The organism is Botrimarina mediterranea, from assembly GCF_007753265.1.
GTDB classification, from domain to species: domain Bacteria; phylum Planctomycetota; class Planctomycetia; order Pirellulales; family Lacipirellulaceae; genus Botrimarina; species Botrimarina mediterranea.
In genome coordinates, this window is the sequence record NZ_CP036349.1 from 614618 (window position 1) to 640080 (window position 25463).

Here is a 25463-nt window from a genome sequence, read left to right on the forward strand (position 1 = left end):
TAAACGGACACGATACCGTCAACGGCATCTCCCCTTCCTTGCAGGCCAACATGACCGCCGCCGTTTCCCAAGCCGATCAGCTCGAAAAGAAGATCCAGTCCAAAGAAGCCCGGGTCGGCATCATCGGCCTGGGCTACGTCGGGCTGCCGCTCATCAACGCCTATGTCGAGTCGGGCTACTCGGCGATGGGCTACGACGTCGATCCGAAGAAGATCGAGAAGCTCAACCGCGGCGAGACCTACATCGCCCACATCCGCCCGCAGATTATTCGGGGCTGGCTCGATAAGGGACGCTTCGAGGCGACGGCCGACATGAAGCGGCTTTCCGAGTCGGACGTGCTACTCATCTGCGTGCCGACGCCGCTGTCGGAAAGCCGCGACCCGGACCTCAAGTATGTCGAGTCCACCGCCGAGGCGATCTCCGCCGCGCTGCGGCCGGGCCAGCTCGTGATCCTCGAGAGCACAACCTATCCCGGCACGACGCGCGACGTGGTCGTGCCGATCCTCGACAAGTCGGGCCTCAAGCTCGGCGTGGACTACTTCGTCGCGTACAGCCCCGAGCGTGAAGACCCCGGCAATAAGGACTTCTCGACCAGCACCATCCCAAAGGTCGTGGGCGGCATGGACGAGACGTGCCTCAAGCTCGCCGACCTGTTCTACCAGCAAGCGATGACCAAGACGGTCCCCGTCTCAAGTTGCGAGATCGCCGAGGCCTGCAAGATCCTCGAGAACACCTATCGCAGCGTCAACATCGCGATGGTGAACGAGCTGAAGATGATCTACGACCGTCTGGGCATCGATGTCTGGGAGGTCATCAACGCGGCAAAGACCAAGCCCTTCGGCTTCCAGGCGTTCTATCCCGGACCGGGCCTCGGCGGGCACTGCATCCCGATCGACCCGTTCTATCTCTCGTGGGTCGCCCGCAAGCACGAGCTGCCGGCGAAGTTCATCGAACTCTCCGGCGAGATCAACTCCTCGATGCCCGCGTACGTCGTGACACGCGTCGGCGAGGCGCTCAACAGCGTCGGCAAGCCGATCAAGGGAAGCAAGGTCGGCGTCTTAGGCGTCGCCTACAAGAAAGACATCGACGACCCGCGCGAGAGTCCCGCTTACAAGGTGATGGAGCTGCTGCACGCGCGTGGCGCCGACCTCAGCTACTGCGACCCGCAGATTCCCACGCTCCCCGACGCCCGACGCTACAACGTGCTGCCGCTCGAAGCGCAACCGTATTCGCCCGAGTATCTCAAGTCGCTCGACTGCGCGGTGGTGGTGACCGACCACACGGCCTTCGACCCGCAGGTGCTGGTGGATTCGGCGCAGTTGATCGTTGACACTCGCAACGTGACGGCCGGAGTTACGGCGCCGGCGGGCCGGGTCTGGAAGGCATGACGACCCCCGATGACAAGACGACCGGCGTTCCGATCAGAACAATCGTCGTCCAGCCGACGCTGGCGTCGTACCGTGTAGCGGTCTATCGCGAGCTAGCGGCGCGGCCGCAGATCGACCTTCGTGTCTGGTACGGCGAGCAGAAGGCGATCCGCAACGCGACGCCGGACGGCTTCGCCGCTGAGTTCAAGCCGATCCGCACCTGGAGCCTCGCCGGCCAAGAAGTGCTGTGGCACGCCGCGCAGATCGAGGCCGCCATCCGCGACGACGCGGACGCGATCGTCCTCGGCTGGAACGCCCGCTACTTGTCGCTGGCGCCAGCGCTGCGGCGGGCTCGCCGTGCGGGGAAGTCGGTCGTTCTGTGGGGGCATGGCGTCTCCAAGCGGGACAATTTCCTCCGCCGCTGGAACCGCAATCGGATGACGCGTAACGCCACGGCGCTGCTCTTCTACGACGACGTGAACGCCCAAGCCGCAATCGACTACGGCGTCCCAGCGGATCGGGTCTTCGTAGCGCCTAACGCCCTCGACCAGACAGCGATCAGCGCCGCCCGCGAGTACTGGCTAGCGCGTCCCGACGAACTCGCCGCGTTCCAACAAGCGCAGGGCGTCGCCGGGCGCAAGGTGCTGCTGTTCGTGAGCCGGCTGACGCCTGAGAACCGCTTGGACCTGCTCATCGAAGCGGTTCGCCTCTTGAAGGGGGAGCACCCCGACGTGCTGGCGGTGCTGGTTGGTGGTGGGGCCGAAGAGGAGCGGGTGCGCGGCCTTATTCGTGAGGCGGGCGTCGAACACCACTTCCAACTCGTCGGGCCGATCTACGATCAGCACGAACTGGCGCCGTGGTTTCTGACCGCGGAGGCGTTCGCCTACCCGTCGACTATCGGGCTGAGTCTGTTGCACGCCTTTGGCTACGGGTTGCCGGTGGTGACCAACGACAACCTGACGGGCCACGGCCCGGAGATCGTCGCCTTCCAGCCCGACCCCGAGCGTCCCGAAGCCAACGGGTTGGCGTACAGGACGGAAGACCCGGCGGACTTCGCCGCGAAGCTGGGCCGACTTCTCGACGATCGATCGTTGCGAGACCACCTAGGCGAGGGGGCCTACCGGACGGTCGAACAGAAGTACAACGTCCGGAATATGGTGGACGGGATGGTCGCAGCGATCGAGCGGGGGATGTCGTGAAGGAGGGTTGGGAACCCCAAGCCCCGTTCAAGCGTCTCAAACCGAATCCGAGCGCCCGCCGTCTCCTGGGCTAGACTCAGCTAGACCCCCGCCGCCGACCCGCGGCAGCCCGCGATAAGCCGATGAACGCCCAAGACAAACTCCTGTACGTCTTCAGCGCCGCGTTCGCGGTGGTCATCGCCCTGATGATCATCGTGCCGATCGTGCGGCGGAAGAGCGACATCTTCACGGCCTGGAACTTCTTCCTGGTCGGGGCCTTCGTCTTCAACGGCATGTCGGGCTTGAGCGCTGCGACGTTTCAAGAGTACTTGCCGTCTTTGTCGCGCAGCACCTACCTGCTGTATTACCTCGGAGTGGTGTTGTTCTATGGCACGGCTTCGCTCACGTACTACGCCTTTAAGGCGCCCCGGCGGCTGGCCGGGAATACGTTGTTGAATTGGCCCGAGATCTCCTCGGTCACTGCGCCGCTGATCGCAATTGGGCTGATGTCGTTGATCGTGGGCATCATTGTGCCGATCCCGATCCCGTTCATCGGCCAGTTGATGATGCAGTTCAGCCTTGTGGCGCCGGCAATTGCTGTTGCGGTACTAACGGTGGCGTGGTTTCGCGACCGCACCAACATGCTGCTACTCGCGATGCTGATCATGGCGATCCCGGTGGCGGTGGGCGCCTCGGTGGCGGTCGGAGGCTCGCGGCGATACCTGATGAGTATGCTCGCCGCGGTGCCGGTCTCGATGTACTGGGTCTGGCTGCGATACAAGCCAACTTCGCAAATCCTGACGACCGTTGGCGTCGCGATCGCCGTCGTCGTGCCAGTCCTTGCGGGCTATGGCGCCGTGCGGCATGCGGACCTCTCCGAAAAGACCAACGCGGTGGATCGCGCCCGCTTGGTGTTGATGGCGCTCCCCAACGCCATCAAGAAGGGCGGGTCGTCCGAGGGATTTATGGGGCAGGACTCCGTCGAGTGCGCGCTGTCAGTGATACAGCTTTTGAACGACGGCTCACGACAGATGGAGGTCGAGCCCCTCGCCTCGCTGTGGCTGATGGTCACCAACCCGATCCCACGATCGATGTGGGAAGAAAAGCCCGAGAGCGTCGGTCTGCACCTCGTCAATTACTTCGGCCTCCGCGGAACGACCGCTAATCTCGGGCTGAACGTCGTTGGCCAGTGCTACTACGACGGCGGGATTCCAGTGCTGATCCTCTACGCCGTTATGATGGGGGCATTCCTTCGCTACTACGACGAACTGCTTGTGCGCCGTCCAGGAAACCCTCTCCTTATCGGAGGGCTCGTCGCGATGAGCTCGCAGCTCATCGGTTGGACTCGCGGCTGCATCGGACTCATGGGGATGCAGATCGTCCAATCCGTGATCCTCGTGCTCTTAACGGCCTGGATTGCGCGGATGGTGTTCGGAACGAAGCTGATCTATCCCCGCACCGGTCACATCGCGGACTACCCGATTCTTCGCTCCGCTAAAGATTGGCAGCGCTGGATGGGCTCCTACTCTGGCGTCGCGCCCGGCGCAGGCCGCCAGACTTTGCAAGCGGACTGACGCCCTAGAGCAGCGAGGCGGCCTCCGCCTCAACCAGCCTTCCGCTGCGTCTTGTACAACTGCGGGTTGAGCGTCGGGTCGTTGTACATCTTCATCTGGCGGTAGACCCGCAACCGCTTGCTGCCGGCGAAGATGTCGCCCAAGAGCTCTTGCAGCGAGTTCGACAGGTCGGCCCGTTGCAGCACGCAGCGCTGCCGCTTCGGCTCGACTCTTGAGAGGTGCTCCTCGGTCGCGTCGGGGCGGGCCAGCTCTTCTTCCATGTGGAAGACGCGGAGCGACATGATCGACAGCCGGTCCATCGCCGAGCCGGGCGTCTCGGTGTTCAGCGGCGCCGACTCGGGGGCGGCAACGCCTTGCGACTCGAGCATCTCGAGCAGCGTCTCGTCGATGCGCTCGATCCAGTCGTTGCGGCGTTGATTGAAGCCGTCGATGTTCCGCTTCACCTGCGCGATCTGGGCGTCGGTGACGTCCGTCCGCCGAGCGATGTCCTCTTCGTGCCAAAGCTGAAAATTGTACTGGTGCTGCTGGCAGACCACGCCCAACAGGCCCGTGTAAGGATTGTCGAGCGGCTGGCCGTGCCAACGCTCAACGGCGTCGGCGTGAAGCTGCAGGACCTGGCGGACGATCGTGGCGCTATCGAGAGGCATGTCGGAATCCTTTCCGGAGAGCGGTTGCGGGGCGCAGACCTTACGCCGAAGAGGCGATTTACGACAAGACGAAAGGGGAATGGCGAATGGGAAATGACGGTAGCCAAGCATTCCCCTTTCGCCTTTCCGCTTTCCCCTTTCAGATCACCGGCGTCGCCCCCGCCGGCGGCGTCCCCTTTCCCGCGCGCACGTACTCGCCGCGGCCGCTAGCATGCTCGGCGGCGTCGGGTAGTTCTGCCTCGGCCTTTGCCTTGTGCGCCTCGAAGAGCTTCACCAGAAGCTTGCGGCACCACCCGCAGCCCGTCCCCGCGCCGTAGCAATCCGCTAGCTGCGACGGCGCCGCCGGCCGCTCAAGCCGCAGGTAGTTCTCGACCTTCCGCCGGGTGACGTGGAAGCAGAGGCAGAGCTCGTCGTCGGGATTCAAGGCGATTTCAGATTGGGGATTTCGGATGGCGGAATGAGTGACGGCTTCGCTGAGATGCTCCCCCTCAGACCCGCGCCAGATCGCCCAGGATGCAATCTAACGCACGATCTCGACCTGAGTGGACGAATGTATCGATCCGTTGGCCGGTCGCAAATTCAAGCCATTGAGCAAGCGATGGCCCCCCGTGGCGTCGGAGCCACCAGTGCGTCCCTGTTGGACTCGCCCCACCAAACTTCACTGCCCCGTCGCCAGCCGCCACGCCACCTGCCGCGACAATTGGTATTCAGCGATGTTCAGCGTCTCGTCCACGGTATGGATGTCGTGCTGGCCCGTGCCGAGGGTGATCGTCGGGATGCCGTTAGAGGTGATCCAGTTGGCGTCGAGCCCGCCATTGGAGATCGCCCGCCGCGGTTCGGCGCCAGTGCTGCGGAGGACGCGTTCCAATTCTATCAACGACGGGTCTTCATCCGGCAGTCGGAACGATTCGTAGACCGCGCCGCCGGTGAAAGTAACCGACCCGCGGCGGCCCTCGCTGCTGACAACCTTGTCCACCGCCCGCAGGAACGCCGCCTCGATCGCCGCGACGATCTGGGCGCGGAAGCCGGGGAGGTGGCTGCGGGCCTCGATGTGCAGCTTGGCGTGTTCGGCGACGACGTTCGTGGCGACGCCTGCCTCGACGGTGCCGATGTTGCAGGTCCCGGTCTGATCTCCCTTCACGACCAAGCCGTGCCAGCCGTTCTCTACGAGGTCGGCAATAGCGATCGAGGCGATCGCCACGGCGCTGACGCCTTTCTCCGGCGCGATGCCGGCGTGGCTCGGGTAGCCCTGGACGTGGACCCACATCCGGTAGCCCCCGGTGGCGCCGATGAGCAGCTTCGCGGGGTCGCCGCCGTCGAAGTTGAACGAGTGGGCGGGCTCCCCCAGCAGGCTCGTATCGACGTGTTTGGCCCCGTGCAGCCCCCCCTCTTCCTGGACGGTCCAGAGGAACGTTAGCGGCGGATGCGGCGCGCCGCTCCGCAAGAGGGCCATCGCCGTGGTGAGCAGCACCGCCGTCCCCGAGCGGTCGTCGGCCCCCAGGCCCGTCGTCGGATCGGCCGAGCGGACGAGGTTGCCTTCGACGGTTGGCTGGCTCCCGAGGCACACCGGGACCGTGTCGGTGTGGGCCATGAGCAACCGCCGCGGTCCGAGCGCCGGGTCGCCCTCCAGGCGTAGGATGCCGTTGCCGATGCCGCCGCCCAGTTCGCTGCGTTGGTTGGCGTGATCGAAGATCAGCGGGTCGGGCCCGGCGCCGGCCTCGGTGAGCTTGCGGCCCACAAACTCCATCACGCCCATTTCCTCCCCGCCGCGGCCGCGGATGGCCATCAGCTGGCAGACGAGGTCGAGGGCTTCGGCGTCGGAAACGGCGAGTTCTTGGGTGCTCATAGGGGCCTATTGGACCGCAGGGCGGCGGTTGTGCGAACCCCGGCTCGGTGCGGCGCGTCACTCCGGTCGCCGACGCTCCCGGCTCGCCATCCCCGCCGCGACGGATTCTACTGAAAGGCCGCCACTCCCATTTAGCCCCCGGTCAATGACCGAGGGCCAGATACGATCGGGGGCCAATGACGCCCTCCGCGCCGTACACGAGACGCCCATGCTCCTGGTCATCGACAACTACGACTCGTTCACGTTCAACCTCGTCCAGCGGTTCGGCGAGATCGACCCGCAGATCGACGTGCGGGTGGTGCGGAATGACGAATACTCGATCGACGAGCTCGTGGAGATGAACCCCGAGCGGGTCGTCGTGTCGCCGGGCCCCTGCACGCCGACCGAGGCGGGCGTCTCGGTCGAGGCGATCCACCGCTTTGGCGGTCGCGTGCCGGTGCTAGGCGTCTGCCTGGGGCACCAGTCGATCGGTCAGGCCTTGGGGGGCAAGGTGGTCCGCGCCGGCCGCCTGATGCACGGCAAGACCGACCAGATCCACCACGAAGGGGGCGTGCTTCTTGAGGGCCTCGAGAACCCTTTCCAAGCGACGCGCTATCACAGCCTCGTGATCCAGCCCGACACGTTGCCGGATTGCCTCCGCACGACAGCGTGGACCGAAGACCCCGCCGCGAAGGGCGGCGTTGAACGCGTCATCATGGCCGTCGAACACCGCGACTGGCCGCTCTACGGCGTGCAGTTCCACCCCGAGAGCTTCTTGACCTACCAAGGGACCGACCTTTTGCGGCGGTTCTTGGAAGTCAACTAAAGCGGCGGCTCACTTCTGGCGGCGATTGATGTTCTTGCCGGGATAGAAGTGCGAGTAGTATCCGAAGCCGGTCTGGTGGCCGGTGGGAATGATGTTCTGCGAGCCAGCGGCCTCGAAATCGGGCCGGGCAGAGATGGCCTGAACTTTCATGTTCATTTGCTGCTGCTGACGCTGCATCTGTGAGTTCGTCCGCTGCTGATCGAGCATCGGCCTCACTAGCAGGTTGTAATTATCGAGCGTCTGCGAACGCCCCGTAGGGCCCTGGTTGAACAGGTTCAGGTAGGGGCTCACCGTCGAGCTCGGTTGCAATCCAGAGAACGGCTTGCTCCCGCCGACCAGCCCGCTGCTTACCGGGCCGGAAGACAGCGAAGAATTAGCCGTCGCTACGGGGAAAAAGCCGGTCGAAGCCCCGAATGCACGGTTTTGGTTGATGATGCCATTCTTGATGGCTTCGACGGTGTAGCCGCTGCCGACGGACTCGGTCCGGATCTGACGCATCGCCGAATCGGACGCGGCAGCCGCCGCCACCGGGAGGCTCACTTGGCCCCCGCCGACTGGCACTGACTGGGCGGAAGCCATGGTCGGCAGCGACAGTGCGAACGCGGCAACGGCTGCAGAAGTAATGGCCGAGTTGGTGTTGGTCATGGCTTGCGGCGACGGGGTGGGGCGTCGTGCGAGAGGAATTGCGGCGTTGGCGCCAAGATGGATTCGCCATTTAGCCGCTGCCTTATTCTACCCGCTGGACGGGCGCCAGCGGCTCGCTAACCCCGGGGTGAAACAGCTTACCGCCGTCACGACCCGCACGTCCCGCTCATCCGGGGCAGCCCGCCGCTAGAGAGTTTCCCCCACGGGCCGCACCAGCGTCCGTCCAGCAACGCCGCCGCGGAGGATTCGCTCGACCGCTTCAGGAAGTCCTGAGAGCGTCACGGTCGTCACCAACTCTTCGGGCAGCTCGACACGCCACGGGCCCATCAGACGCCTCCATACTTCCAGGCGGGGTTCCCTTGGACACTTCGCCGAATCGATCCCCGCCAGCGTCACCCCCCGGAGCAGGAACGGGTACACGCTTAGCGGTAGTTCCGTCCCCGCGACCAGTCCACACGCCGCCACGACGCCGCGGTAACGCAAGGAGCGGACGATCATCGCCAAGGGCGCCCCGCCGACCGTATCGACCGCCGCGGCCCAGCGCTCGGTGAGCATCGGCTTGTCCGAATCATCCGTGACGGCGTCGCGCCCAAGCACCTCCGCTGCTCCCAATTTCCGCAACAGCCCTTCATGCTGAGGCTTTCCCGTGATGGCCGTGACGCGGTACCCCAGTTTTGCCAAGAGCGCAACGGCAAAGACGCCCACGCCGCCGGTCGCTCCGGTGACGACGACGTCACCCGCGTCGGGCGCGACGCGTTCCTCGATCGCCATGACACACTGCGCCGCGGTAAAACCGGCCGTGCCAAACAGCATGGCGTCTCGCGGCGTGAACCCCGGCGGTAGCTTCACAGGCCATTTGACCGGCGCCCGCACGAGTCCCGAGTACCCTCCCCACCGCGCGGCGCCGAGGTCGTAGCCCGTGACAAGCACCGCGTCGCCGGGCCTAAGTTCGGGGGAGTCGCTCTGCACGACGGTTCCAGCGCAGTCGATGCCCGGCACGTGCGGCAACTGGCCGACGACACCGCGGTGACCTCGGCAAGCTAGGGCGTCTTTGTAATTGAGCGACGAGTACTCAACCGCAATATGCACGGCGGGGCCATCGACGGCGGGCAGATCCTCCGCCGACAAAAACTCGGATTTCCCTTCCGCTTTCCCTTGCGCGTCTTCACGCACGACCCACGCGGCGAAGGAGTCGTTCGTTGGAATCATTTCATGCAGTTGGAGTCAGAGGCCAGCGGTCAGTCGCTATCAAGGCTATCGCCGGGCGCTTCATCGTTTTCGTAAATTCAACCTTTACGACCCTGTGGTCGATGCGTCATTTTAACCGATTGCGGAGGGCCTCTTCTCCCCCGCGATGCTTGTCTACGGAGTGCGAGAAATGGTGGCAGGACGCGAAGATCATGTTGTTCGTGAGGCGGTGGGGCGGCTCGGTCAGAGCTCGCACTTGTTCCTCAGGCACGTCGAGTGCCACGTTGAAGAAGGGACTCTCTGCCTCGAAGGCAAAGTGCCGAGCTTCTATCTCAAGCAAGCGGCCCAGAGCCTGCTTCAATCCGTTGAGGGCGTCGAACGCGTCATCAACCGCCTCGAAGTGGTGAACGCCTACGGCGTCAGCAGCGCCGCGGACGAGTAGCGTCTTCGACGCCTAGCGCCGATACGTCAAGATAGCGAGCCGGAAGCGTCAGCGACCGGAGTGCGCTATGAGTTGCGCCCCAATACCGCAGATTAAGCGGCTGGTTTGCGGTGTCATCGGACATAAGCCTCGCGGCGTAGCTCTGTCGGTAACCGCCCAATTCATCATCGGCGTCGTCACACTGTCCGGCTTTCAGGGCGTTTGCGACTTCAGCGTCGGTCAGCTTGAAGGCCACGCCGCGGTTGTCGACCCCGCGGCGAACAGTCGCGCAGTCGTGATTGCCGGCGGATCCATTGTTCAAGCAAGCGATCGGTAAGTGGCGAATATCGCCGTCATGCGACGTCAGCGCGACACCCTGCGCCGTCGGAGCCGTCAGGCAGATCAATAGCGCGACGAAAGCGCCAATCCGACGCAGGCACCGACACCAAGCAGCCACCCCGACCGTCCGCGCGCCCTCCTCAAAGAACTCCGTCGCTCACGCTACCGGCTCGCCCCAACCCACAAGACCACCGCAACCCGGTTCACAACCCCCGTAATTTTTTTGACCGCGCGGCCATAACCGAACGAGAAAGCCACCGGCTTTCGCGACCGCAATAGAGCAGCCGCGCAAAATGAAAGCGCAAGCGCCTCCCCAGCCTGTTAACCCCTCAACGCCCCTCCCACTACTGCAACTCAATCGGCAAGCGATCGATCTTCGCGGCGAGGATAAAGTCGTTCTCCGAGAGCCCGCCGATGGCGTGCGTCCAGAGCTCGACCGAGACGTTGCGATAGCCCTCGAGGTGCAGGTCGGGGTGGTGCCCGTCGGCCTCGGCGACCTCCGCGCAGCGGTTGAAGAACGCCATACCTGCCAGGAAGTTCTTCACGCGCCAGTCCTTGCGGATGCGCTTGCCGTCGTTCGTGAGCCGCCAGCCGTCGAGCTGGGCCAGCTGATCCTGCGACTCGTCGAGCGTGCAGGGCTCGACGCCGCCCTCGCAAGGGAGGCACTTCTTCTTCACGAGCTCGTCGGGCGTGTGGGTGGCCATGCTGCGGACTCCGGGGGATAGGAACAGTTACCTCTTCATCCTCTCGCGATCGCCGCGAAAGGCAACGGGACGGAATCGTATCGCCGACGGTTATTTTTTCGGCGAATTTGCGCCCATCGCAGTGCCAACTGTGTGTCGCTGCCGTCGCCGTAACCGAAACCAATTGCCCTGCTTAAACCGCGGCGTGAATAGCACTTAGAGGTTTCAACCTAGTTTTCTTCTGCGATTGGTCAAATGTTTCAACCGAGGTTGCGTCGGATGCAATTCGGGCCATGATTCCGTCGCTGCAATGCTCTGTTGTCACGAGGATGATCGATGGCCGACTTCTCTGCTTCGTCACGACCGCTACGAGTTCAGGTGTGTCTCGACCACGCGCTCGACCGCGACGCGTACCTCGCACGCATCAGCCTCGAACCCGGCTTCGACGCGGTGCAGGGCCCGGTGGGCGCCAATGTTCCCGACGTGCGGCTGGCCAGCCGCTGCCGCATGGACCTCAGCACTCCGGAGATCGAGACCGTCGTCTTGGTGGCGTCGCCTACTTCCACTCGCCCCTGCGAGTGCTGCCCGGCGATCGCACGGACCGTGAATTGGTCGGCATTGACGCAGGCGTTGCGGAAGGTGGCCGGTCACGAGGAAGTTACCCGCAGCGGCGGTGGAGCCTTATCCGCGTTGACACGCCGTGAGCTCGAAGTGCTGCGACTCGTCGGGTTGGGAAAAACCGTCAACCAGTGCGCCGAAACCCTCGGCGTCACACCCAGCACAATCGGCAACCACAAGTACCGCCTGATGCGGAAGCTCGGGGTGACGACTTCGCTCCAGTTGCTGCGGATCGCGGTCCGCCACGGCCTAGCCGACTTGCATGGCCCAACGGAAAACGGTTCAACGAACCACGGCCCTTCGGAGCACGCCGAGCGTTGCCTGCCGGAGCAGAGCCATCTGGAGCAGAGGCATTTGGAGCAGGGCCGCCCGGAACCGGGGCACGCCGATCACGGGGGCCCAACGCCCCCAGCCCGCGACCTGGATCACCTGGGCGGCGGGGTCGCGGACCGGTAGGCTGGAGGGACGCCCCTTCGGGCGGATCGCGAAGCCTGCCCGTCGCTCCTCCGGCTCTATGCCCAAGTACGTTGTCCGCTACGGTTCGATGCGCCACCTGGGGGTCTTCTCCAGCCGGGCCCGCGATACCTACGCGCGCGGCCAGAAAGTCATCGCCCGCACCGGCCGCGGCCAGGAACTCGGTGAGGTCCTCTGCGAAGCGACCGAACACGTGGTGTCGCAGATGGGTCCCGACCCGCACACGGGGCAGATCCTGCGTGTGGAGTCGCCCGACGACCACGTCGAGATGCGGCGCTTGCACCAGCAGGAGGTTGGCGAGTTCGAGACCTGCCGCAGCCGCATCGCCGAGCTGGGCCTCGACATGCAGCTGGTGCAAGTCGAACGTCTCTACGGCGGCGAGCGGGTGATCATTTACTACCTCTCCGAACAACGCGTCGATTTCCGCGAACTGGTGAAGCTGCTCGCCCGCGACCTGCAAACACGGGTCGAGATGCGGCAGATCGGCGTCCGCGACGAGGCCAAGCTGCTGGCCGATTACGGCGACTGCGGCAAGCCCGTCTGCTGCAACACGCACCTCTCAGAGATGCCGCCCGTCTCGATGAAGATGGCGAAGCTCCAGCGCGCGACGCTCGACCCCACGAAGATTTCGGGCCGTTGCGGGCGGCTCAAGTGTTGCCTGCGCTACGAGTACGACACGTACCAAGAGCTGCAGCGCGAGCTGCCGCGGGTCGGCTACGAGGTGCTCACCCGCGACGGCAAGGCGAAGGTGCTCTCGCAAGAGATCCTGACCGGCGAGCTGCTGGTCGAGACCGAGGACCGCCGTCGGGTCGTGATCCAGGCGTCGGACGTGCTGACGGTCGTCGGCAAGCCTTCCCGCGGCAGTGACGAGCGCCAGCAGGACGCCACGGAAGAGGAGGGCGGTTCGTCACCGCGACGGTCCCGCGAATCCCGCGGCAATCGAGGCCCCCGCGGCGGTCGCCCCTCACAACCGCCCACACAAGCCGGACCAGCCGCCCCGACCGAGCCCGCACCACAGGGCCCTTCAACATCGCCGTCAGAGCCCCCGGCGCAGGCCGACCCCCCTCCCCCGACCGACGACGGCGGCGAGAATCCTTGATAGATTCTTAACGGGTCGTCCCCAGATCGGCGTTGGGCGGATACACTCAGAGGGAGGCGGCCCGACCAGCCCCTCCCGCCCCGACGCCCCACTCCATGCCTCTCAGCCCCGAGCGTCACGTGTCCGTTATGCTCGACCCGAAGCACCCCCTCGCCGAGCTGCTTCGTCGCGACCAGCGATTCCATTTCGACGCTTACGTCTTCGTGTTCGACGCACTGCGCTACGGACAGGAAGAACTCGGCCTCGGCCAGCCCGACGACGATTCCGAGCTCGATGAAGACGAGCTTGACGAATTGGAGGACGACGATCCGGACGACGAGCGGCATGTCACCGGCCAGGAGCTCTGCCGGGCGATCCAGCAGTACGCGATCCACCAGTACGGCTTCCTGGCCCGCAGCGTGCTCAGCCACTGGGGCGTCACCAAGACGGGCGACTTCGGCGACATCGTCTTCAACCTGATCGACATCGGTCAGATGCGGAAGACCGACTCCGACCGCCGCGAAGACTTCGAGGACGTGTTCGACTTCGCCGAGGCGTTCAACGAAGACAATGTCTTCTGTGTCGATGAAGCGGGCGCCGACGACGAATGAGCGTCGCGCCGACCGACACCGCGCCCGATTTGCCGACACCCGAGCGTCGGTCACTAGGCTGGCAGGTCCCCACCGCCGCCGCTGCGCTGCTTTTTTGGATCGCCCTGCTCGCTTGGATGGCGTATCTTCGATAGACGTACGCAACGTGCGTAGCGCTACAGAACGCATCCCACTACGAGTGTCGGCGAGCCCACGACGTTAGTCGTGGGTGCGTAGAGGGCGCCTGCGTTACACCCACGACTAACGTCGTGGGCTCGCCACGCTTGGTATTAGAAACATCCTCTTCGCTTCTTGAGCACAAAGGCGATTCGATGAACCGCTTCCGCACCGCTGTCGCACTCGCCCTCACGCTGACGCTCGTTTCAGCCTCGTTCGCGCAAGACAGCCCGCCGAGCGTCGATGCGATGGTCGATCGCGCCGTCGTGTTCCTCGAGACGAGCCGCGACGAGCAAGGCGCGTTCAGCCCGCACCTCAGCCCCGCAATCACGGGGCTCGTCGCGACCGGCCTCCTCAAGCACGGTCGCAGCGTCAACGACCCGCTCGTCGCCGACGCCGTGAAGTACGTCGCGGGCTTCGCGAAGCCCGATGGCGGCATTTACTCCGACGGCTCGAAGCACGGCAATTACGAGACCTGCATCGCTGTGCAGTGCCTCAAGGCGGCCGCCACGGCCCCCGGCGCGAAGGAAGACTATGCCGAGCTGCTCGACAAGGCGGAGAAGTATCTCAAAGGCATCCAGTGGGACGACGAAGAAGGCCACGGCCTAGAAAGCACAAGCTACGGCGGCGCGGGCTACGGCAGCCACAGCCGGCCCGACTTGTCGAACACGTCGTTCCTGCTCGACACGCTCCACGCCCTCGGCCGCGACGGCGACGACCCCGCCGTGCAGAAGGCGCTGATCTTTGTGAGCCGCACGCAGAACCTCGAGTCGGAGTACAACACGACGGAGTTCGCCGCGAAGGTGAACGACGGCGGCTTCTACTACACGCCCGCCGCCGGCGGCACGAGCCAGGCGGGCCAGGATGATAGCGGCGGCCTGCGCAGCTACGGCTCGATGACCTACGCGGGCCTCAAGAGCATGATCTACGCCGGCGTCGACGCCGACGATCCGCGCGTGAAGGCCGCCATGAGCTGGCTGCGGAAGCACTACACCCTTGTTGAGAATCCCGGCATGGGGACCTCGGGCCTGTATTACTACTACCACACCTTCGCGAAGGCCCTCGACGCCACGGGCCAGGACACGTTCACCGACGCCGACGGCGCCGAGCACGACTGGCGCGCGGAACTCGTCGCCAAGCTAGCAGAAGACCAGCAACCCACCGGCGCCTGGGTCAACACGAACGAACGCTGGCTCGAAGCAGACCCCAATCTGTCGACCGCGTATGTGCTGCTAGCCCTGTCGTACTGCAAGTAGGGTCCGCTGTGCGGACCGTAGTTAGCGGAATGCACCCAGGTAAGACCGCGGGTACAAAATAACGTTGCTGACGCGATCGCGTAACGTGACCGCTGCGCAAGACGGCAAATCGAATCCACGGTCCGCACAGCGGACCCTACGGTGACCTTTGCACGCTCCCGCCCTTCTGCTAGTTACCGCCGCGGAACCGCTGCGCCCGCCGGGCGTCGCGGCGTTCCGCTCCCTTTCGGTAACCTCTGCGTGAGCGTCGTCGATGGATCGCCAACGCTTGATTGTTCGCTTTGTCGCCTTCGCGGCAGCCGCTGCGCCGTTGACTTCCTTCGCCGAAGAAAAGCCGCCGGCGCCCTGGGCCGCCTCGTCGGCGTCTTCTCAGGCCTCGGTCGCCGACTGGGCCAATCAGAAGTTCGCATCGACGAAGCCCGCGGCGGAGGGCAGGAAAACGCCGGCGCCGTTCGACGCCTCGTTCATGGCGAAGCCCGCACCCGCCGGCGACCGTTACGGCGCTCCGGCAACGACGGCCGTGCTGAATAGGGCCCCAGAGAACACTGCCCCTCAGAACACGGCCGCCCCGAATGCCATGCGTGAAGCGGGCGATTCGCGGGCGAAGCGACTCTCCGAAACCAATCCGCTTCGCGGCGGCAACGTCTCGGGCGAGCAAGTGATCCGCGTCGGCGCGACGAGTGACCTGCCGAGCGAACGAAAGAACGACGACCCGTTTGCCGCATTCTCGAGTAGTGCGGCGCCGCTGCCGGTCGCTGCGACGCCCGTCGCCAGGCCCGCGGAGCACAGCCCCACCGAGCACGAGTCATCCGAGCCTGTCCCTCCGCCAGCCGCGGCGGCCGCTCCCAACCGCATCGAGATTGGCGCGACGCCGGTATCGCCAGAGCCGACTCCGCAGGCCGAGCCCGAGGCGATTGCGATCGCCCCCGAAGCGATGCAGGAGCTGACGCCAGTCGAACGGGCGCCGGTCGAACGGGCGCCGATGAATCGCCGCGATGACGCGGATAGCGCTGCGGCTCCGAGGGCTAGCGCCGACGGCTCCGACGTTTATCAACAAGGAAGCCCGCCGGCGGCGCGCGTTGCGTCATCGAGCGCTTACGACGAGCCGAAGCGGTTTGACGGCGAGTTTGGCGGGACGTCGATGCCGGCCGCCGAAGGCGTCGGGCAGCCGGGGCCGGCCGAGCTCGAAGGCCCGCAGGAGGCGTCGCTTGTTGTCGAAAAGCGCGGGCCGCGCGAGGCGCAGATCGGCAAACCCTGTCGCTTCGCGATCAAGGTGCGCAACACGGGATCTGCCGCCGCGGAGAACGTCGTCCTCACCGACCAAACCCCGGCGGGGACGCGCCTGCTCAAGACCAACCCCACCGCCACCCCGCAAGACGGCAAGATCGTCTGGCGTCTCGGCACGCTCGCCGCGGGTGAAGAGCGCATCGTCGAGATGCAATTCGAACCGCTCCGCGAAGGACCGCTTGGCAGCGTCGCCACGGTGACGATGGACGCGTCGGCCAGCGCCCAGACGAAGGTGACCCGTCCGCAGCTGGCGATCCGCGTCGCCGCCGCCAACCGGGTGCTGCTCGGCGAAGAGCAGATCATTACGATCGAACTGCACAACCCCGGGACCGGCGCCGCGACGGGCGTGATGCTCGTCGAAGACGTGCCGCCGCAACTGCGTCACGCCGCCGGACCGGCGCTCGAGTATGAGGTCGGCGACCTCCAGCCGGGCGAGACTCGCCGCATCGAACTGAACATGGCCGCCGCCCAAGCGGGCCACGTCGTCAACGCCATCTCCGCGGTCGCGGACGGCGATCTCCGCGCCAACGGGTCGGTCGAGTTTGACGTGGTCGCCCCGTCGCTCGCCGTATCGATCGATGGCCCGTCGCGTCGCTACCTCGAACGCCCGGCGAGCTACACCATCAGCGTCGATAACCCCGGCACGGCGCCGGCCAAGGACGTGCGACTCGTCACCCATCTGCCGCGCGGCATGGAGTTCGTCCGCGCGAACAACCTCGGCGAGTACGACGCCACCTCCCACAGCGTTTACTGGAGCCTCGCCGAACTGCCCGAAGGCCAGCGTGGCGAGGTCGAGGTCGTCGCCATGCCCGTCGCGGCGGGTGAGCACACTTTGAGTGTCGCGAGCGAAGCCCGCGACGGGCTCGAGGCGGAGAAGTCGCACGTCGTCCGTGTCGAAGGCGTCGCGTCGCTGGCCTTTGAGGTCCGCGACATGGCCGACCCCATCGAGATCGGCGCCGAGACAACGTACGAAATCCGGGTCCTTAACGAGGGCACCAAAGCCGCCACGAACGTGAAGGTCCGCGTCGAGGCGCCGACCGGCCTGCGGGTCGTCGCCGCCCAAGGGGACGCCGCCAACCGCATCGACGCCGGCCGCGCCGAGTTCGCCGCGTTGCCGCGACTCGAACCGGGCCAAAAGGCCGCGTTCCGCGTCCGCGTCACCGGCGCCGAAGCGGGCGACCAACGCGTCACCGTGCTCGTTGAGTCCGACGACCTCTCGGGCCCGATCCGGCGCGAAGAGAGCACCCGCGTCTTCGCGGACGAGTGAGACGCGATAGCGGATTGAGTGCTGACGAGCCGGGAGCGTTAGCGACCGGAGGACGCCGGTGCTTGCTTCTCTCTGGTCGCTGACGCCCCCGGCTCGCCTGGATTCAGTCCAGCCGCACCTTGATGACGGCGCGCTTCGATGTCGAGCCGGCGGTGTTCGTTGGCGCGACGCACGGCGCGTGCGTGTCTTCGGGGAAGAAGACCATCGCCTGGCCGGGGCGGAATTCGAGCCACTCGCCGTTCACGCCCAGCGGGTCGAAGAAGACTTTATCCCCCGCCGCGTCGTAGGGGGTGCGGACCGGCAGGTCGTCGGTGCGAGCTGCCCAGCCCATCCGCTCGGCGCCTTCCAGTAGGAGCTGGATGTCGGCGTAACGGTTGTGCGCCTCCCACACCGTTGCGGGCCCGAAGGGTTGGGGGGCGACTCGCTCGCAGATCACGAACAGTCGATCGCCATCAATGGCGTGCCGACCTTCGGCGATCGTTTCCCAATCGACGCTTCGCGCCCACTCAATCGCGTCGGCGAAGTTCTTGCCGAGACACGCGTAGCGCGCGAGGTCGTCGAGTCGAGTGAGGATCATGCGATCGAGCAGATGGAGAGCCCACGACGCGAGTCGTGGGAATGAAGCGGAAAGAACGCGACTCGCGATTGTATTCCCCTCCCTTTCAGGGAGGGGGTAGGGGAGGGTCTGCGTTGTCCGTAAAGTCTTCGCGTATTTGGCGAACGAACTTCGACGCGATATCGGTAACCTAGCCGCACGCCATTGGACGCATTTCACCCTCCCCTAGCCCCTCCCTAAAAGGGAGGGGGATAAATGTCAGCCCGCCAGGCCTTCGAACAGCGGCGTCGACAGATACCGTTCGCCGAGCGAGCACATGATCGTCACGATCCGTTTGCCCTTCATCTCGGGGCGGGCGGCGACCTTCGCGGCGGCGCACATGTTGGCGCCGCTCGAGATGCCGGCCATGATGCCTTCTTCTTTCGCCAGCCGACGCGCCCATTGGAACGCCTCTTCGTTGCTGACGGTAAGGGTCTCGTCGACGAGGCTCGTGTCGAGGTTCTTAGGGATGAAGCCCGCGCCGATCCCCTGGATCTTGTGCGGGCCGGGCGCGCCGCCCGAGATCACCGGCGAGTCGGTCGGCTCGACAGCGATCGCTTTGAACTCGGCATTCTGCTTCTTGAGGAAGCGGCTAGCGCCGGTGATCGTTCCGCCCGTGCCGACGCCGGCGACGATGACGTCGATGTCATGGCCGGAGTCTTCCCAGATCTCGGGGCCGGTGGTCGCCTCGTGGATCGCCGGGTTGGCGGGGTTTTCGAATTGCTGCGGCATCCACCAGCCGGGTTGAGCGGCCATCTCGCTCGCCTTGGCGATGGCGCCCTTCATCCCCTCCGCGGCGGGCGTCAGCACGAGGTGCGCGCCGAGCGCCTTCAGCAGCGTGCGGCGTTCGAGCGACATGCTCTCGGGCATCGTCAGCGTCAGCGCGTAACCCTTCGCCGCGCAGACAAACGCCAACGCGATGCCCGTGTTGCCGCTGGTGGGCTCGACGATGTGCGTCCCTTCTTTGAGATGGCCGTCACGCTCGCCCGCCTCGATCATCGCGGCGCCGATGCGGTCCTTTACGCTGTTGAGCGGCTGGAAGAACTCGCACTTGGCGAACACCGTCGCGTGGCCCTCGGGCACAAGACGGTTGATGCGGATCATCGGCGTGTCGCCGATCGCCATGGCGGCGTTGTCGTAAGTGCGATTGCGGGGCATGGCGAGAAGGGGGAAGGCGGAAGGACGAAGGCGTAGGAACCCGGGACCAGTCTGAGCCGAGGGCGCTAGCCCTCGGTGTGAACCACGATCCCGCCGATTGTCCAGCGGCCCTCACTAATGAACAACCCCGCCGCGGGCTCCAAAGCCAGCGGCGGGGCGTTGTCTCGACGTTGTAGTGATATCTAACGGAGAGCCGTGAAGGGCTCTGGCTGTTCAGCGAGACACCAGCGCCACCAGCTGCCGCGTCATCAGGCGGAGGTTGTCGGTCATCGCACAGAGGGCGTCGCCGTTGCGGTCGCGGTGGCCGTGACGGCCGACCGAGACCGGCCGGGCCGCGACGTGGGGCGTGGCGCCGATGCTGACGCCGACCTTGCCGCCGCCGATCACGACACGAAGGCCGCCGCTGCTAATGGGACGCGTGGTGATGCCGGGGTAGTACACTGGCCGGGTGGTCGGCAGGAAGCCCGGACCGCCTCCGAACCGCCGCGGGTCGGCCAAGGCCGAGCGGACGGCCTCTTCGAGGTCGCGCGCTTGATCATCGACCCGCTCAACGGCCCGCTCCAGCCGGCGGTAGTCGCCCCGCGACACGATCGGCCGAGCGGTGATCTCCTCGAGCCGATCCAGTTCGCGGCACAGGTCGTCCAGGTCGCGGTAGACATCGCCGGCGATCAGGCGGCTGAATCGGCTACGCTCGAACGTCGCGTCGGTCTGGGCCTGCACCAGGGCCATCTGCGAGCGGACCTGGTCCACGTAGCCGTGAAGGCCGCCCCCGCCAGGGCCGTGCTTGTGGCTGTGATTCGCGGCGGCGGGAAGTGTCAGCAGCGATACGGCAGCGACGGCGAGCGTTGTACGGAACATCGTAGCTTCCCCCATTTGCGAGTGGCATTCGCCCCGTGTGGGGCTTGCTCGCAGAGGGAAGCAACGACGGCGCCGAAGCAGCCGTGCTATGCCTGTAAGTTGCTGCTAGTTATTCACTTACGTCTTTCGCAGCCGTTGGCGCTTGCTTCATGGAAATGGGAAATAGATATCCCAATGACTTCCATGGCCGGGTGATGATATCAAGATGACTTCAGCCTTGGGCGCCGAAGCCTTCTATTCTGACCCGATCTCCTCGGACGCGGACCCTCGGACTGGACTTGAGCTCCCGCCGGCGGCTCACTCTCGCACACCCCATCAGGCCCGCGCCAAATCGCCGAGGATGCTCCCTAACGCACGATCTCGCCGCCGGTGGACGTTTGTATCGGCCTCGCTGCGGGACGCGAATTCAAGCCATTGAGCAGGCCTGGTCCCTCATCGCGTTGAAGCCGGGAGGCGTGACACGATTACCGACGGGCGTAAGTTGCGTCACGCCACGAATGGCCGTCCAGCCGCCTCAGCGGTGGCTGCGGCTCGAGCGACCCGCGTTGCGGCTCCCGCCGAAGAGGAAGTTGAACGGGTTCTTCGACTTCGGCTTGTCGGCGTCGTGGATGTGCGTGATCGGGAAGGTCTCGACGCGCTGTCCCTTCTTCCGCGGCAGGCTGGCGATCGACTGGCCGGCGGGCGGGATCACGAAGACCTTGGGGTCGTCGATCACCCACGGGGTGCTCCACGACTTGCCGTTGTCCCAGTTGGCGACGTTGAAGAAGAAGTTGTCGAACGCCAGGCAGCGGTAGTTGTACGGGAAGCTCGACGCCAGGAAGTCCTCTTCGGTCAGGTCCTCGACGCCGGCGTGGCCGTAGTAGTGGATCTGCCCGTCGGGTGTGAACGACATACCGAGCGTCCACCAGCCGGGCTCGGTGATCTTGGTGCTCCGCATGTCCTGGCCGTTGCCGTTGGAACGGACAGTGATCTGGGCGTGGTCGGCGCCGCCGTTCTGGGCGTTGCCTTTCTGGAACAGGATGAACATGCCCGGCCAGTAAGCGGCGGTCTCTCCCTCGGGGATGCGGCCACGGCAGTCGGCGCGCATGCCGAAGCTGGCGCCGCTGCGTTGCTCCCATTGCTCGAACGGCGGCAGGTAGACGCGCACCGTGCAGCTCGGCTGCCAAGTGACAGGGATCGAGCGGCCGATCATCCGATCGACCTTCATCAGCAGGTCGTCCTGCTGCTGTTGGTTGGTGATGCGGCCGGGGATGCCGGTGTCCTTCGATTGAAAGAGCAGGGCGCCCTCGCTGCCGGGGATGCCGCCGGGCGGCGTGGCGACACGCTTCACCACGTCGGGCGTGCCGCGCTTGGCGCCTTCATGCCAGAGCTTGTTGGCCGAGACCGCGCCGGGCGCGCGCTGGTTCTCGTCCTGCTCGTAACTGCTCTTGGGCAGGTTGAGCCGGTACGACCAGTTGGCGTCCTCGAAATCGTCGAACGCTTGGTAGATGTGATCGCCCGTCCCGGGGACGAACGGCTTGTCGGCGAGCGACAGCGCTGGGACGAAACAGAAAGCGGCGACAGCGAGGCGGCGGGTGAGCATACTTGCTCCTCCGTTGGAGTGCTAGCAGAGCGGGCGCGGCCACGCATCCAGGCGCGCGGCTTTGCTAGGCATCGACCGATTGAGTTCGCGGGTCGAGCCAAATGTGCGGTTAGCGATGCGCACGCGTGGCTCACTCCGGGCGCTCACGCTGACGGCTCACCGCCCTCTTGCATTACGCACCCTCCCGTGGGCCGACAGAGATCGCAAGCCTCGCCGTCGCCCAGCGAGCGTTGCAAGCACTGGGCGATCCGCAGGCTCATCACCTCCGCCATCAGCTCCTGCAGGCCGAGGGGCGACGTCACTTGGTAGCGGACGCCCGGGTGGTTCCTGGCGGCTTCCGCCGCCAGCTGAGGGATGTCCTGCGACCAGTGTCGGCCCGGGGACAAGAAGTAAGGGAAGACGACGACCGTCTCGGCGCCGCGCTCGACGCACCGTGCGAACGCCGCGGCGATTGACGGCTCCGCCAGCTCCATGTGCGCCGGCTCAACGATCGGCATCTGCGACACCCGCTCGAACAACGCCGCCACATCGTGCAGCAGCTCGTTACTCTCGGTGCGCCGCGAACCGTGATCAACAACAACAACGCCGACCTTCGCCGGGTCGAGCCGTAGTCCGTCGCTTAGCCGGTCTCTCAGCATTTTTTAGCCGCAGATGAACGCAGATAAAGGGCTGAACCACAAAGGGCACAAAGGACACAAAGAAGAATTTGCTGATCGTAAGATGGCGCCGAAGGCACATCGCCACGCTCATCTCAAACCGATGGCGATGAAGGGTGTACGGCGCCACCTACGAGAGCGATCGCAGGGTCCAACCTTTCCTTGTGTCCTTTATGCCCTTTTTGGTTCAAGCTTTTAACTCCGCGAAGATTCGCGGTCCTCAAAGCACCAAGCCTTCGCGGGGCCCGACGGTGACGACGGCGTTGCGGTCCAGCGGGTGCTCGGCGGCGACGCGGACGAGGTCGTCGATCGTCACCGCGTCGAGGCGGGCGAGGTCTTCTTCGAGCGGGCGGTAGTCGCCGCGCATCTGCCAGCCGCCGCCGACGTTGAACAGCCGGCTGCGCGGGCGCTCGCTGCCGAGCACGACGCGTGACTTGATCTTGCTCTTGGCGTGCGCGAGTTCCGTGGCGGTTGGCGGCTCCGTGCGGATCGAGGCGAGCGTCTCTTCGACCGCGGCGAGGTTCTCCTCAAAGTCGTCCGGCTCGCACGACAGCCAGGTGTAGAACATGCCGATGCCTTGATAGTCGTAGTGCCCTAGGCTCGCCGACTCCGCCAGACCCGGATCGATCAACCGCCAGTAAAGCCGGCTGCCCGAATCGTCGCCGAGGACCGTCGCCAGCAGCTTCGCGGCGTAGCGATCCGCCGAACGGCCATCGGGCGCATCGCCAAGCAACAGCGCGTACTGTTGCATCGCCGATGACTGCACGATCGCTTCACGCTTCGGCGCGACCGTTGCTTTCGGCAACTGACGCGACGTTTCGACTGGCTTCCACTCGCCGCACGCCGCCTCGGCTTGTTTCACCAGCGCGTCGAAATCCACCTTGCCCGCCGCCGCCAAAACGACGTTGCCGGGCGAGTAACGCCGCTCGAAGTACGACCGCATCGCCTCGGGCGTCAATGCGCTAACCGACTCGGCCGTGCCGAGCACACTGCCGGCGATCGGGTGCTCGCCGAAGCAGAGCCGCTTGATGTAGTCATCCATGCCGTAGGGCGGCTGGTCGAGGTACATCTCGATCTCTTCGAGGATGACCTTCTTCTCCATGTTGAAGTCCTCCGTGCGGAGGCTCGGGCGGAGAATGTCGGCCAACAGGTCGACCGCCGGCGCCTGGTGCTCAGGCAGGAGCGACGCGTAGTAGACCGTGCTCTCTTCGCTCGTAAACGCGTTGTAGTGCGCGCCGAGCTCGTCGAACTCGCGGTTCACGTCCTCGGCCGTGCGCCGCGCGGTCCCCTTGAACACCATGTGCTCGAGGAAATGACTGACGCCCGCCTCGAGGGGCGCCTCGTCGCGCGAGCCGGTCTGCACAAAGAACCCCATGGCGAGCGACAGCGCCGCCGGGTCGCACTCGGCGATGACTTCGAGACCGTTCGGGAGAGTATGTCGATTGAACTGCATAAGGTTGGAACCACCGATGAACACAGATAAACGCGGATAAGACTTTTGTAGGAGGCGTCTCTGACGCCGATTACGGTCTCTTGGCCGTATTCGGTTTGGTGCGCGTAATCGGCGTCGGAGACGCCTCCTACAGAACGGGGGCTACTTTCGACTTCGATACAACAGTTCTTGTCTTATCTTTCCGTCCATCCGTGTTCATCTGCGGCTAACTTTTCTTTGGCATTGAAAGCGGCTGAGGCCCGAGAGTAACGATCGTGAAGTCGCTCGGCGGGTTACGCCGCAGGTAATCGTTGATCGTGTCGGCGGTGACGGCGTCGACGAGCTCGTTCACTTCCGCCAGCGAGCGGATGCGGCCCAGGTGGCGCCAGTCGCGCGCCAGGACGCCCGCGCGGGCGTGCGTTGATTCTTGCTGCATGATCAGGGCGCTCTTCATGCGGGCCTTGAGCCGCGAGAGCTCCTCGACCGTGACGCCCTCGGCGAGTCGCACGAGTTCGCCGTAGGTGACGTCGAGCGTCTCTTGGGCGCGCTCGGCGGTGGTGCCGGCGTAGCAGAAGACGGCCGCCCGGTCGTGCTGCGTTTGCAGCGAGGCATAGACTGTGTAACAGAGGCCGCGCTTCTCACGAACCTCGGTGAACAGCCGACTGCTCATGCCGCTGGAGAGCACGCCGCTCGCGCCCCACGCCTGGAAGTAGTCGGCGTGGTTGTACGGCGTCGAGGGGAAAGCGATCCCGATGTGCGCCTGCGACGAGTCGTACTGGACATGGCCATCGCCGGCGCCGGGCGTCTCGGTGAATTCGGCGGGCGATTCGTTGTTGACCCAATCGCCAAACAGCGTTTCAACGTGATCGACCATCGCGTCCCAATCGAACGCGCCGGCGACTGCCAAGATTGCGCTGTCGGGGGCGTACCGCTTGTTCTGGAACTGGCGGACGTCGCGGATCGTCAGCGCCTCGACCGACTCGATCGTGCCGCTGGCGGCGCGGCCGCAAGGGTCGCCGTAGTGCCGACGACGGAGTTCCTCCATCAGCTTCTGCGAGGGCTCGTCTTCGACGCCACGCAGCTCTTGCAGGCAGACTTGTCGGCCCGCTTCGAACTGGTCCTCGGGGAGGTGCGGTCGGCGGACGACGTCGGCGTAGATCGCCATCGCCGCGGGGAGGTTCTCGCTGAGCGTGCTCGACCAGAACGACGCATGCGACAGTCCGACCGACTCGCCGCGTTCGACCCCCAGGGCGTCGAGGTCGCTCACCAGGGCTCGGCTGTCGCGGTCGCCGGCGCCGCGGAGGGTCATCTCGCAGGTCAGGTTCGCCAGGCCGAGCTGGCTCTTGGGGTCGTGCCGGCAGCCGGCGGGGACCATCAGCGAGAAGGCGGCCGACTGGAACCCTTCGGCGGGCTCGCCGACGAGGGTCAGGCCATTAGCGAGCCGGTGGACCCGCGCCTGACGGGCTTCGGGAGCGGCGGAAGTGGTCACGGGCACGCGGGCGGGGCCTGGGGGACGGATGGCGGTGAGACGGGCGGAAAGAGGTGTCTCTACTGAAAATAGGCGACCGACCCGCCCTGCGGCGAACCGCCGAGGGGTCGCCGCTGCCCAACTGGTATCGAATCACCAACTCGGTTGGCTGCGGGGAGTTCGGGGAGTTAGGGACAGTACCGGTCGTAGGGCCCCAAGGCAACGCCCGCACGCCGCCGGGCTGTGGCGTTTCGTTGACGATTGCCCCCCCTGT

At 65.4% G+C, this 25463-nt stretch carries 25 protein-coding genes; 12 read left to right on the forward strand and 13 right to left on the reverse strand.

All coding sequences use genetic code 11. The features are described from left to right. The first annotated feature begins 50 nt into the window (after positions 1 to 50). From Spa11_RS02420 to Spa11_RS02430, 3 genes are all read left to right on the forward strand, one after another. Positions 51 to 1388 (forward strand): nucleotide sugar dehydrogenase, encoded by a 1338-nt coding sequence (locus Spa11_RS02420; RefSeq protein ID WP_145106716.1) that lies wholly within the window; start codon positions 51 to 53, stop codon positions 1386 to 1388. Next, on the forward strand, positions 1385 to 2566 hold the full coding sequence (locus Spa11_RS02425) for a glycosyltransferase family 4 protein (RefSeq protein ID WP_145106729.1): 1182 nt from the start codon (positions 1385 to 1387) through the stop codon (positions 2564 to 2566). Before Spa11_RS02420 ends, Spa11_RS02425 begins: the two co-directional genes overlap by 4 nt. Before the next feature lie 122 nt (positions 2567 to 2688). Next, on the forward strand, positions 2689 to 4119 hold the full coding sequence (locus tag Spa11_RS02430) for a hypothetical protein (RefSeq protein WP_145106739.1): 1431 nt from the start codon (positions 2689 to 2691) through the stop codon (positions 4117 to 4119). Positions 4120 to 4148: 29 nt separating this feature from the next. Here Spa11_RS02430 and Spa11_RS02435 read toward each other — a convergent pair whose 3' ends face one another. The 3 genes from Spa11_RS02435 to Spa11_RS02445 form a co-directional block, all read right to left on the reverse strand. Next, a complete protein-coding gene (locus Spa11_RS02435) occupies positions 4149 to 4766 on the reverse strand; it encodes a DUF4254 domain-containing protein (RefSeq protein WP_145106742.1) in 618 nt (205 codons plus the stop codon). A 139-nt stretch (positions 4767 to 4905) separates the two neighbouring features. Next, complete coding sequence (locus Spa11_RS02440) at positions 4906 to 5190, reverse strand: (2Fe-2S)-binding protein (RefSeq protein ID WP_145106749.1); 285 nt, start codon at positions 5188 to 5190, stop codon at positions 4906 to 4908. A gap of 234 nt (positions 5191 to 5424) precedes the next feature. Further along, on the reverse strand, positions 5425 to 6612 hold the full coding sequence (locus Spa11_RS02445; protein WP_145106754.1) for a M20/M25/M40 family metallo-hydrolase: 1188 nt from the start codon (positions 6610 to 6612) through the stop codon (positions 5425 to 5427). Positions 6613 to 6820: 208 nt separating this feature from the next. On the opposite strand from Spa11_RS02445, the gene Spa11_RS02450 reads away from it, so the two are divergent. Further along, positions 6821 to 7417: an anthranilate synthase component II gene (locus Spa11_RS02450; protein WP_145106759.1), complete on the forward strand. Its 597-nt coding sequence runs from the start codon at positions 6821 to 6823 to the stop codon at positions 7415 to 7417. 9 nt (positions 7418 to 7426) lie between these two features. Here the strand turns inward: Spa11_RS02450 and Spa11_RS02455 are convergent, their stop codons facing one another. Both Spa11_RS02455 and Spa11_RS02460 read right to left on the reverse strand, forming a co-directional pair. Continuing rightward, a complete protein-coding gene (locus tag Spa11_RS02455) occupies positions 7427 to 8062 on the reverse strand; it encodes a hypothetical protein (protein ID WP_145106762.1) in 636 nt (211 codons plus the stop codon). Between the two features lie 186 nt (positions 8063 to 8248). Then, positions 8249 to 9271, reverse strand: a complete 1023-nt coding sequence (locus Spa11_RS02460) for a YhdH/YhfP family quinone oxidoreductase (RefSeq protein ID WP_145106767.1) — start codon at positions 9269 to 9271, stop codon at positions 8249 to 8251. Between the two features lie 145 nt (positions 9272 to 9416). On the opposite strand from Spa11_RS02460, the gene Spa11_RS02465 reads away from it, so the two are divergent. Both Spa11_RS02465 and Spa11_RS02470 read left to right on the forward strand, forming a co-directional pair. After that, positions 9417 to 9692, forward strand: a complete 276-nt coding sequence (locus Spa11_RS02465; protein WP_145106776.1) for a BON domain-containing protein — start codon at positions 9417 to 9419, stop codon at positions 9690 to 9692. Between the two features lie 67 nt (positions 9693 to 9759). After that, entirely contained in the window at positions 9760 to 10008 is a 249-nt protein-coding gene (locus Spa11_RS02470; RefSeq protein WP_145106787.1) for a hypothetical protein, read from the forward strand. Positions 10009 to 10354: 346 nt separating this feature from the next. Here the strand turns inward: Spa11_RS02470 and Spa11_RS02475 are convergent, their stop codons facing one another. Beyond that, positions 10355 to 10714, reverse strand: coding sequence for a 4a-hydroxytetrahydrobiopterin dehydratase (locus tag Spa11_RS02475; protein ID WP_145106795.1), 360 nt, complete (start codon positions 10712 to 10714; stop codon positions 10355 to 10357). Between the two features lie 315 nt (positions 10715 to 11029). Here Spa11_RS02475 and Spa11_RS02480 point away from each other — a divergent pair, with 315 nt between their 5' ends. The 6 genes from Spa11_RS02480 to Spa11_RS02500 all read left to right on the forward strand — a co-directional run bounded on the left by Spa11_RS02480 (position 11030) and on the right by Spa11_RS02500 (position 17440). Next, the gene (locus tag Spa11_RS02480; protein WP_145106801.1) at positions 11030 to 11767 is read left to right on the forward strand and encodes a response regulator transcription factor; all 738 of its coding nucleotides are present in this window, start codon (positions 11030 to 11032) and stop codon (positions 11765 to 11767) included. Positions 11768 to 11825: 58 nt separating this feature from the next. Further along, positions 11826 to 12884, forward strand: a complete 1059-nt coding sequence (locus Spa11_RS02485) for a PSP1 domain-containing protein (protein WP_145106810.1) — start codon at positions 11826 to 11828, stop codon at positions 12882 to 12884. A 95-nt stretch (positions 12885 to 12979) separates the two neighbouring features. Then, positions 12980 to 13474, forward strand: a complete 495-nt coding sequence (locus Spa11_RS02490; protein WP_231933122.1) for a Minf_1886 family protein — start codon at positions 12980 to 12982, stop codon at positions 13472 to 13474. Then, a complete protein-coding gene (locus tag Spa11_RS22710; protein WP_197529681.1) occupies positions 13471 to 13608 on the forward strand; it encodes a hypothetical protein in 138 nt (45 codons plus the stop codon). The genes Spa11_RS02490 and Spa11_RS22710 overlap by 4 nt, the downstream gene beginning before the upstream one ends. A gap of 177 nt (positions 13609 to 13785) precedes the next feature. Next, positions 13786 to 14886: a prenyltransferase/squalene oxidase repeat-containing protein gene (locus Spa11_RS02495; protein WP_145106820.1), complete on the forward strand. Its 1101-nt coding sequence runs from the start codon at positions 13786 to 13788 to the stop codon at positions 14884 to 14886. A 253-nt stretch (positions 14887 to 15139) separates the two neighbouring features. After that, positions 15140 to 17440 carry an NEW3 domain-containing protein gene (locus tag Spa11_RS02500; protein ID WP_145106831.1) on the forward strand — a complete coding sequence of 767 codons (2301 nt, stop codon included), beginning with the start codon at positions 15140 to 15142 and terminating at the stop codon, positions 17438 to 17440. Positions 17441 to 17543: 103 nt separating this feature from the next. Here Spa11_RS02500 and Spa11_RS02505 read toward each other — a convergent pair whose 3' ends face one another. The 7 genes from Spa11_RS02505 to Spa11_RS02535 form a co-directional block, all read right to left on the reverse strand. After that, positions 17544 to 18017: a YhcH/YjgK/YiaL family protein gene (locus tag Spa11_RS02505; RefSeq protein WP_145106844.1), complete on the reverse strand. Its 474-nt coding sequence runs from the start codon at positions 18015 to 18017 to the stop codon at positions 17544 to 17546. Positions 18018 to 18254: 237 nt separating this feature from the next. Then, positions 18255 to 19193: a cysteine synthase A gene (gene cysK, locus Spa11_RS02510; protein WP_145106854.1), complete on the reverse strand. Its 939-nt coding sequence runs from the start codon at positions 19191 to 19193 to the stop codon at positions 18255 to 18257. A 213-nt stretch (positions 19194 to 19406) separates the two neighbouring features. Beyond that, positions 19407 to 20051 (reverse strand): hypothetical protein, encoded by a 645-nt coding sequence (locus Spa11_RS02515; protein ID WP_145106861.1) that lies wholly within the window; start codon positions 20049 to 20051, stop codon positions 19407 to 19409. A gap of 514 nt (positions 20052 to 20565) precedes the next feature. Further along, on the reverse strand, positions 20566 to 21633 hold the full coding sequence (locus Spa11_RS02520; RefSeq protein ID WP_197529682.1) for a hypothetical protein: 1068 nt from the start codon (positions 21631 to 21633) through the stop codon (positions 20566 to 20568). A gap of 143 nt (positions 21634 to 21776) precedes the next feature. Then, positions 21777 to 22271 carry a CbiX/SirB N-terminal domain-containing protein gene (locus Spa11_RS02525; protein ID WP_145106864.1) on the reverse strand — a complete coding sequence of 165 codons (495 nt, stop codon included), beginning with the start codon at positions 22269 to 22271 and terminating at the stop codon, positions 21777 to 21779. A gap of 238 nt (positions 22272 to 22509) precedes the next feature. Then, positions 22510 to 23742 (reverse strand): M16 family metallopeptidase, encoded by a 1233-nt coding sequence (locus Spa11_RS02530; protein ID WP_145106871.1) that lies wholly within the window; start codon positions 23740 to 23742, stop codon positions 22510 to 22512. A gap of 205 nt (positions 23743 to 23947) precedes the next feature. Beyond that, positions 23948 to 25216: a M16 family metallopeptidase gene (locus tag Spa11_RS02535; protein WP_231933124.1), complete on the reverse strand. Its 1269-nt coding sequence runs from the start codon at positions 25214 to 25216 to the stop codon at positions 23948 to 23950. Positions 25217 to 25463 lie beyond the last annotated feature (247 nt).

Bases quoted from the DNA above. Each gene is read 5' to 3' on its own strand.
- Spa11_RS02420 (WP_145106716.1), top strand. From the start codon at position 51: ATGACCGCCGCCGTTTCCCAAGCCGATCAGCTCGAAAAGAAGATCCAG.
- Spa11_RS02425 (WP_145106729.1), top strand. From the start codon at position 1,385: ATGACGACCCCCGATGACAAGACGACCGGCGTTCCGATCAGAACAATC.
- Spa11_RS02430 (WP_145106739.1), top strand. From the start codon at position 2,689: ATGAACGCCCAAGACAAACTCCTGTACGTCTTCAGCGCCGCGTTCGCG.
- Spa11_RS02435 (WP_145106742.1), bottom strand. From the start codon at position 4,766: ATGCCTCTCGATAGCGCCACGATCGTCCGCCAGGTCCTGCAGCTTCAC.
- Spa11_RS02445 (WP_145106754.1), bottom strand. From the start codon at position 6,612: ATGAGCACCCAAGAACTCGCCGTTTCCGACGCCGAAGCCCTCGACCTC.
- Spa11_RS02450 (WP_145106759.1), top strand. From the start codon at position 6,821: ATGCTCCTGGTCATCGACAACTACGACTCGTTCACGTTCAACCTCGTC.
- Spa11_RS02455 (WP_145106762.1), bottom strand. From the start codon at position 8,062: ATGACCAACACCAACTCGGCCATTACTTCTGCAGCCGTTGCCGCGTTC.
- Spa11_RS02460 (WP_145106767.1), bottom strand. From the start codon at position 9,271: ATGATTCCAACGAACGACTCCTTCGCCGCGTGGGTCGTGCGTGAAGAC.
- Spa11_RS02465 (WP_145106776.1), top strand. From the start codon at position 9,417: ATGCTTGTCTACGGAGTGCGAGAAATGGTGGCAGGACGCGAAGATCAT.
- Spa11_RS02470 (WP_145106787.1), top strand. From the start codon at position 9,760: ATGAGTTGCGCCCCAATACCGCAGATTAAGCGGCTGGTTTGCGGTGTC.
- Spa11_RS02475 (WP_145106795.1), bottom strand. From the start codon at position 10,714: ATGGCCACCCACACGCCCGACGAGCTCGTGAAGAAGAAGTGCCTCCCT.
- Spa11_RS02480 (WP_145106801.1), top strand. From the start codon at position 11,030: ATGGCCGACTTCTCTGCTTCGTCACGACCGCTACGAGTTCAGGTGTGT.
- Spa11_RS02485 (WP_145106810.1), top strand. From the start codon at position 11,826: ATGCCCAAGTACGTTGTCCGCTACGGTTCGATGCGCCACCTGGGGGTC.
- Spa11_RS02490 (WP_231933122.1), top strand. From the start codon at position 12,980: ATGCCTCTCAGCCCCGAGCGTCACGTGTCCGTTATGCTCGACCCGAAG.
- Spa11_RS22710 (WP_197529681.1), top strand. From the start codon at position 13,471: ATGAGCGTCGCGCCGACCGACACCGCGCCCGATTTGCCGACACCCGAG.
- Spa11_RS02495 (WP_145106820.1), top strand. From the start codon at position 13,786: ATGAACCGCTTCCGCACCGCTGTCGCACTCGCCCTCACGCTGACGCTC.
- Spa11_RS02500 (WP_145106831.1), top strand. From the start codon at position 15,140: ATGGATCGCCAACGCTTGATTGTTCGCTTTGTCGCCTTCGCGGCAGCC.
- Spa11_RS02505 (WP_145106844.1), bottom strand. From the start codon at position 18,017: ATGATCCTCACTCGACTCGACGACCTCGCGCGCTACGCGTGTCTCGGC.
- cysK (WP_145106854.1), bottom strand. From the start codon at position 19,193: ATGCCCCGCAATCGCACTTACGACAACGCCGCCATGGCGATCGGCGAC.
- Spa11_RS02515 (WP_145106861.1), bottom strand. From the start codon at position 20,051: ATGTTCCGTACAACGCTCGCCGTCGCTGCCGTATCGCTGCTGACACTT.
- Spa11_RS02520 (WP_197529682.1), bottom strand. From the start codon at position 21,633: ATGCTCACCCGCCGCCTCGCTGTCGCCGCTTTCTGTTTCGTCCCAGCG.
- Spa11_RS02525 (WP_145106864.1), bottom strand. From the start codon at position 22,271: ATGCTGAGAGACCGGCTAAGCGACGGACTACGGCTCGACCCGGCGAAG.
- Spa11_RS02530 (WP_145106871.1), bottom strand. From the start codon at position 23,742: ATGCAGTTCAATCGACATACTCTCCCGAACGGTCTCGAAGTCATCGCC.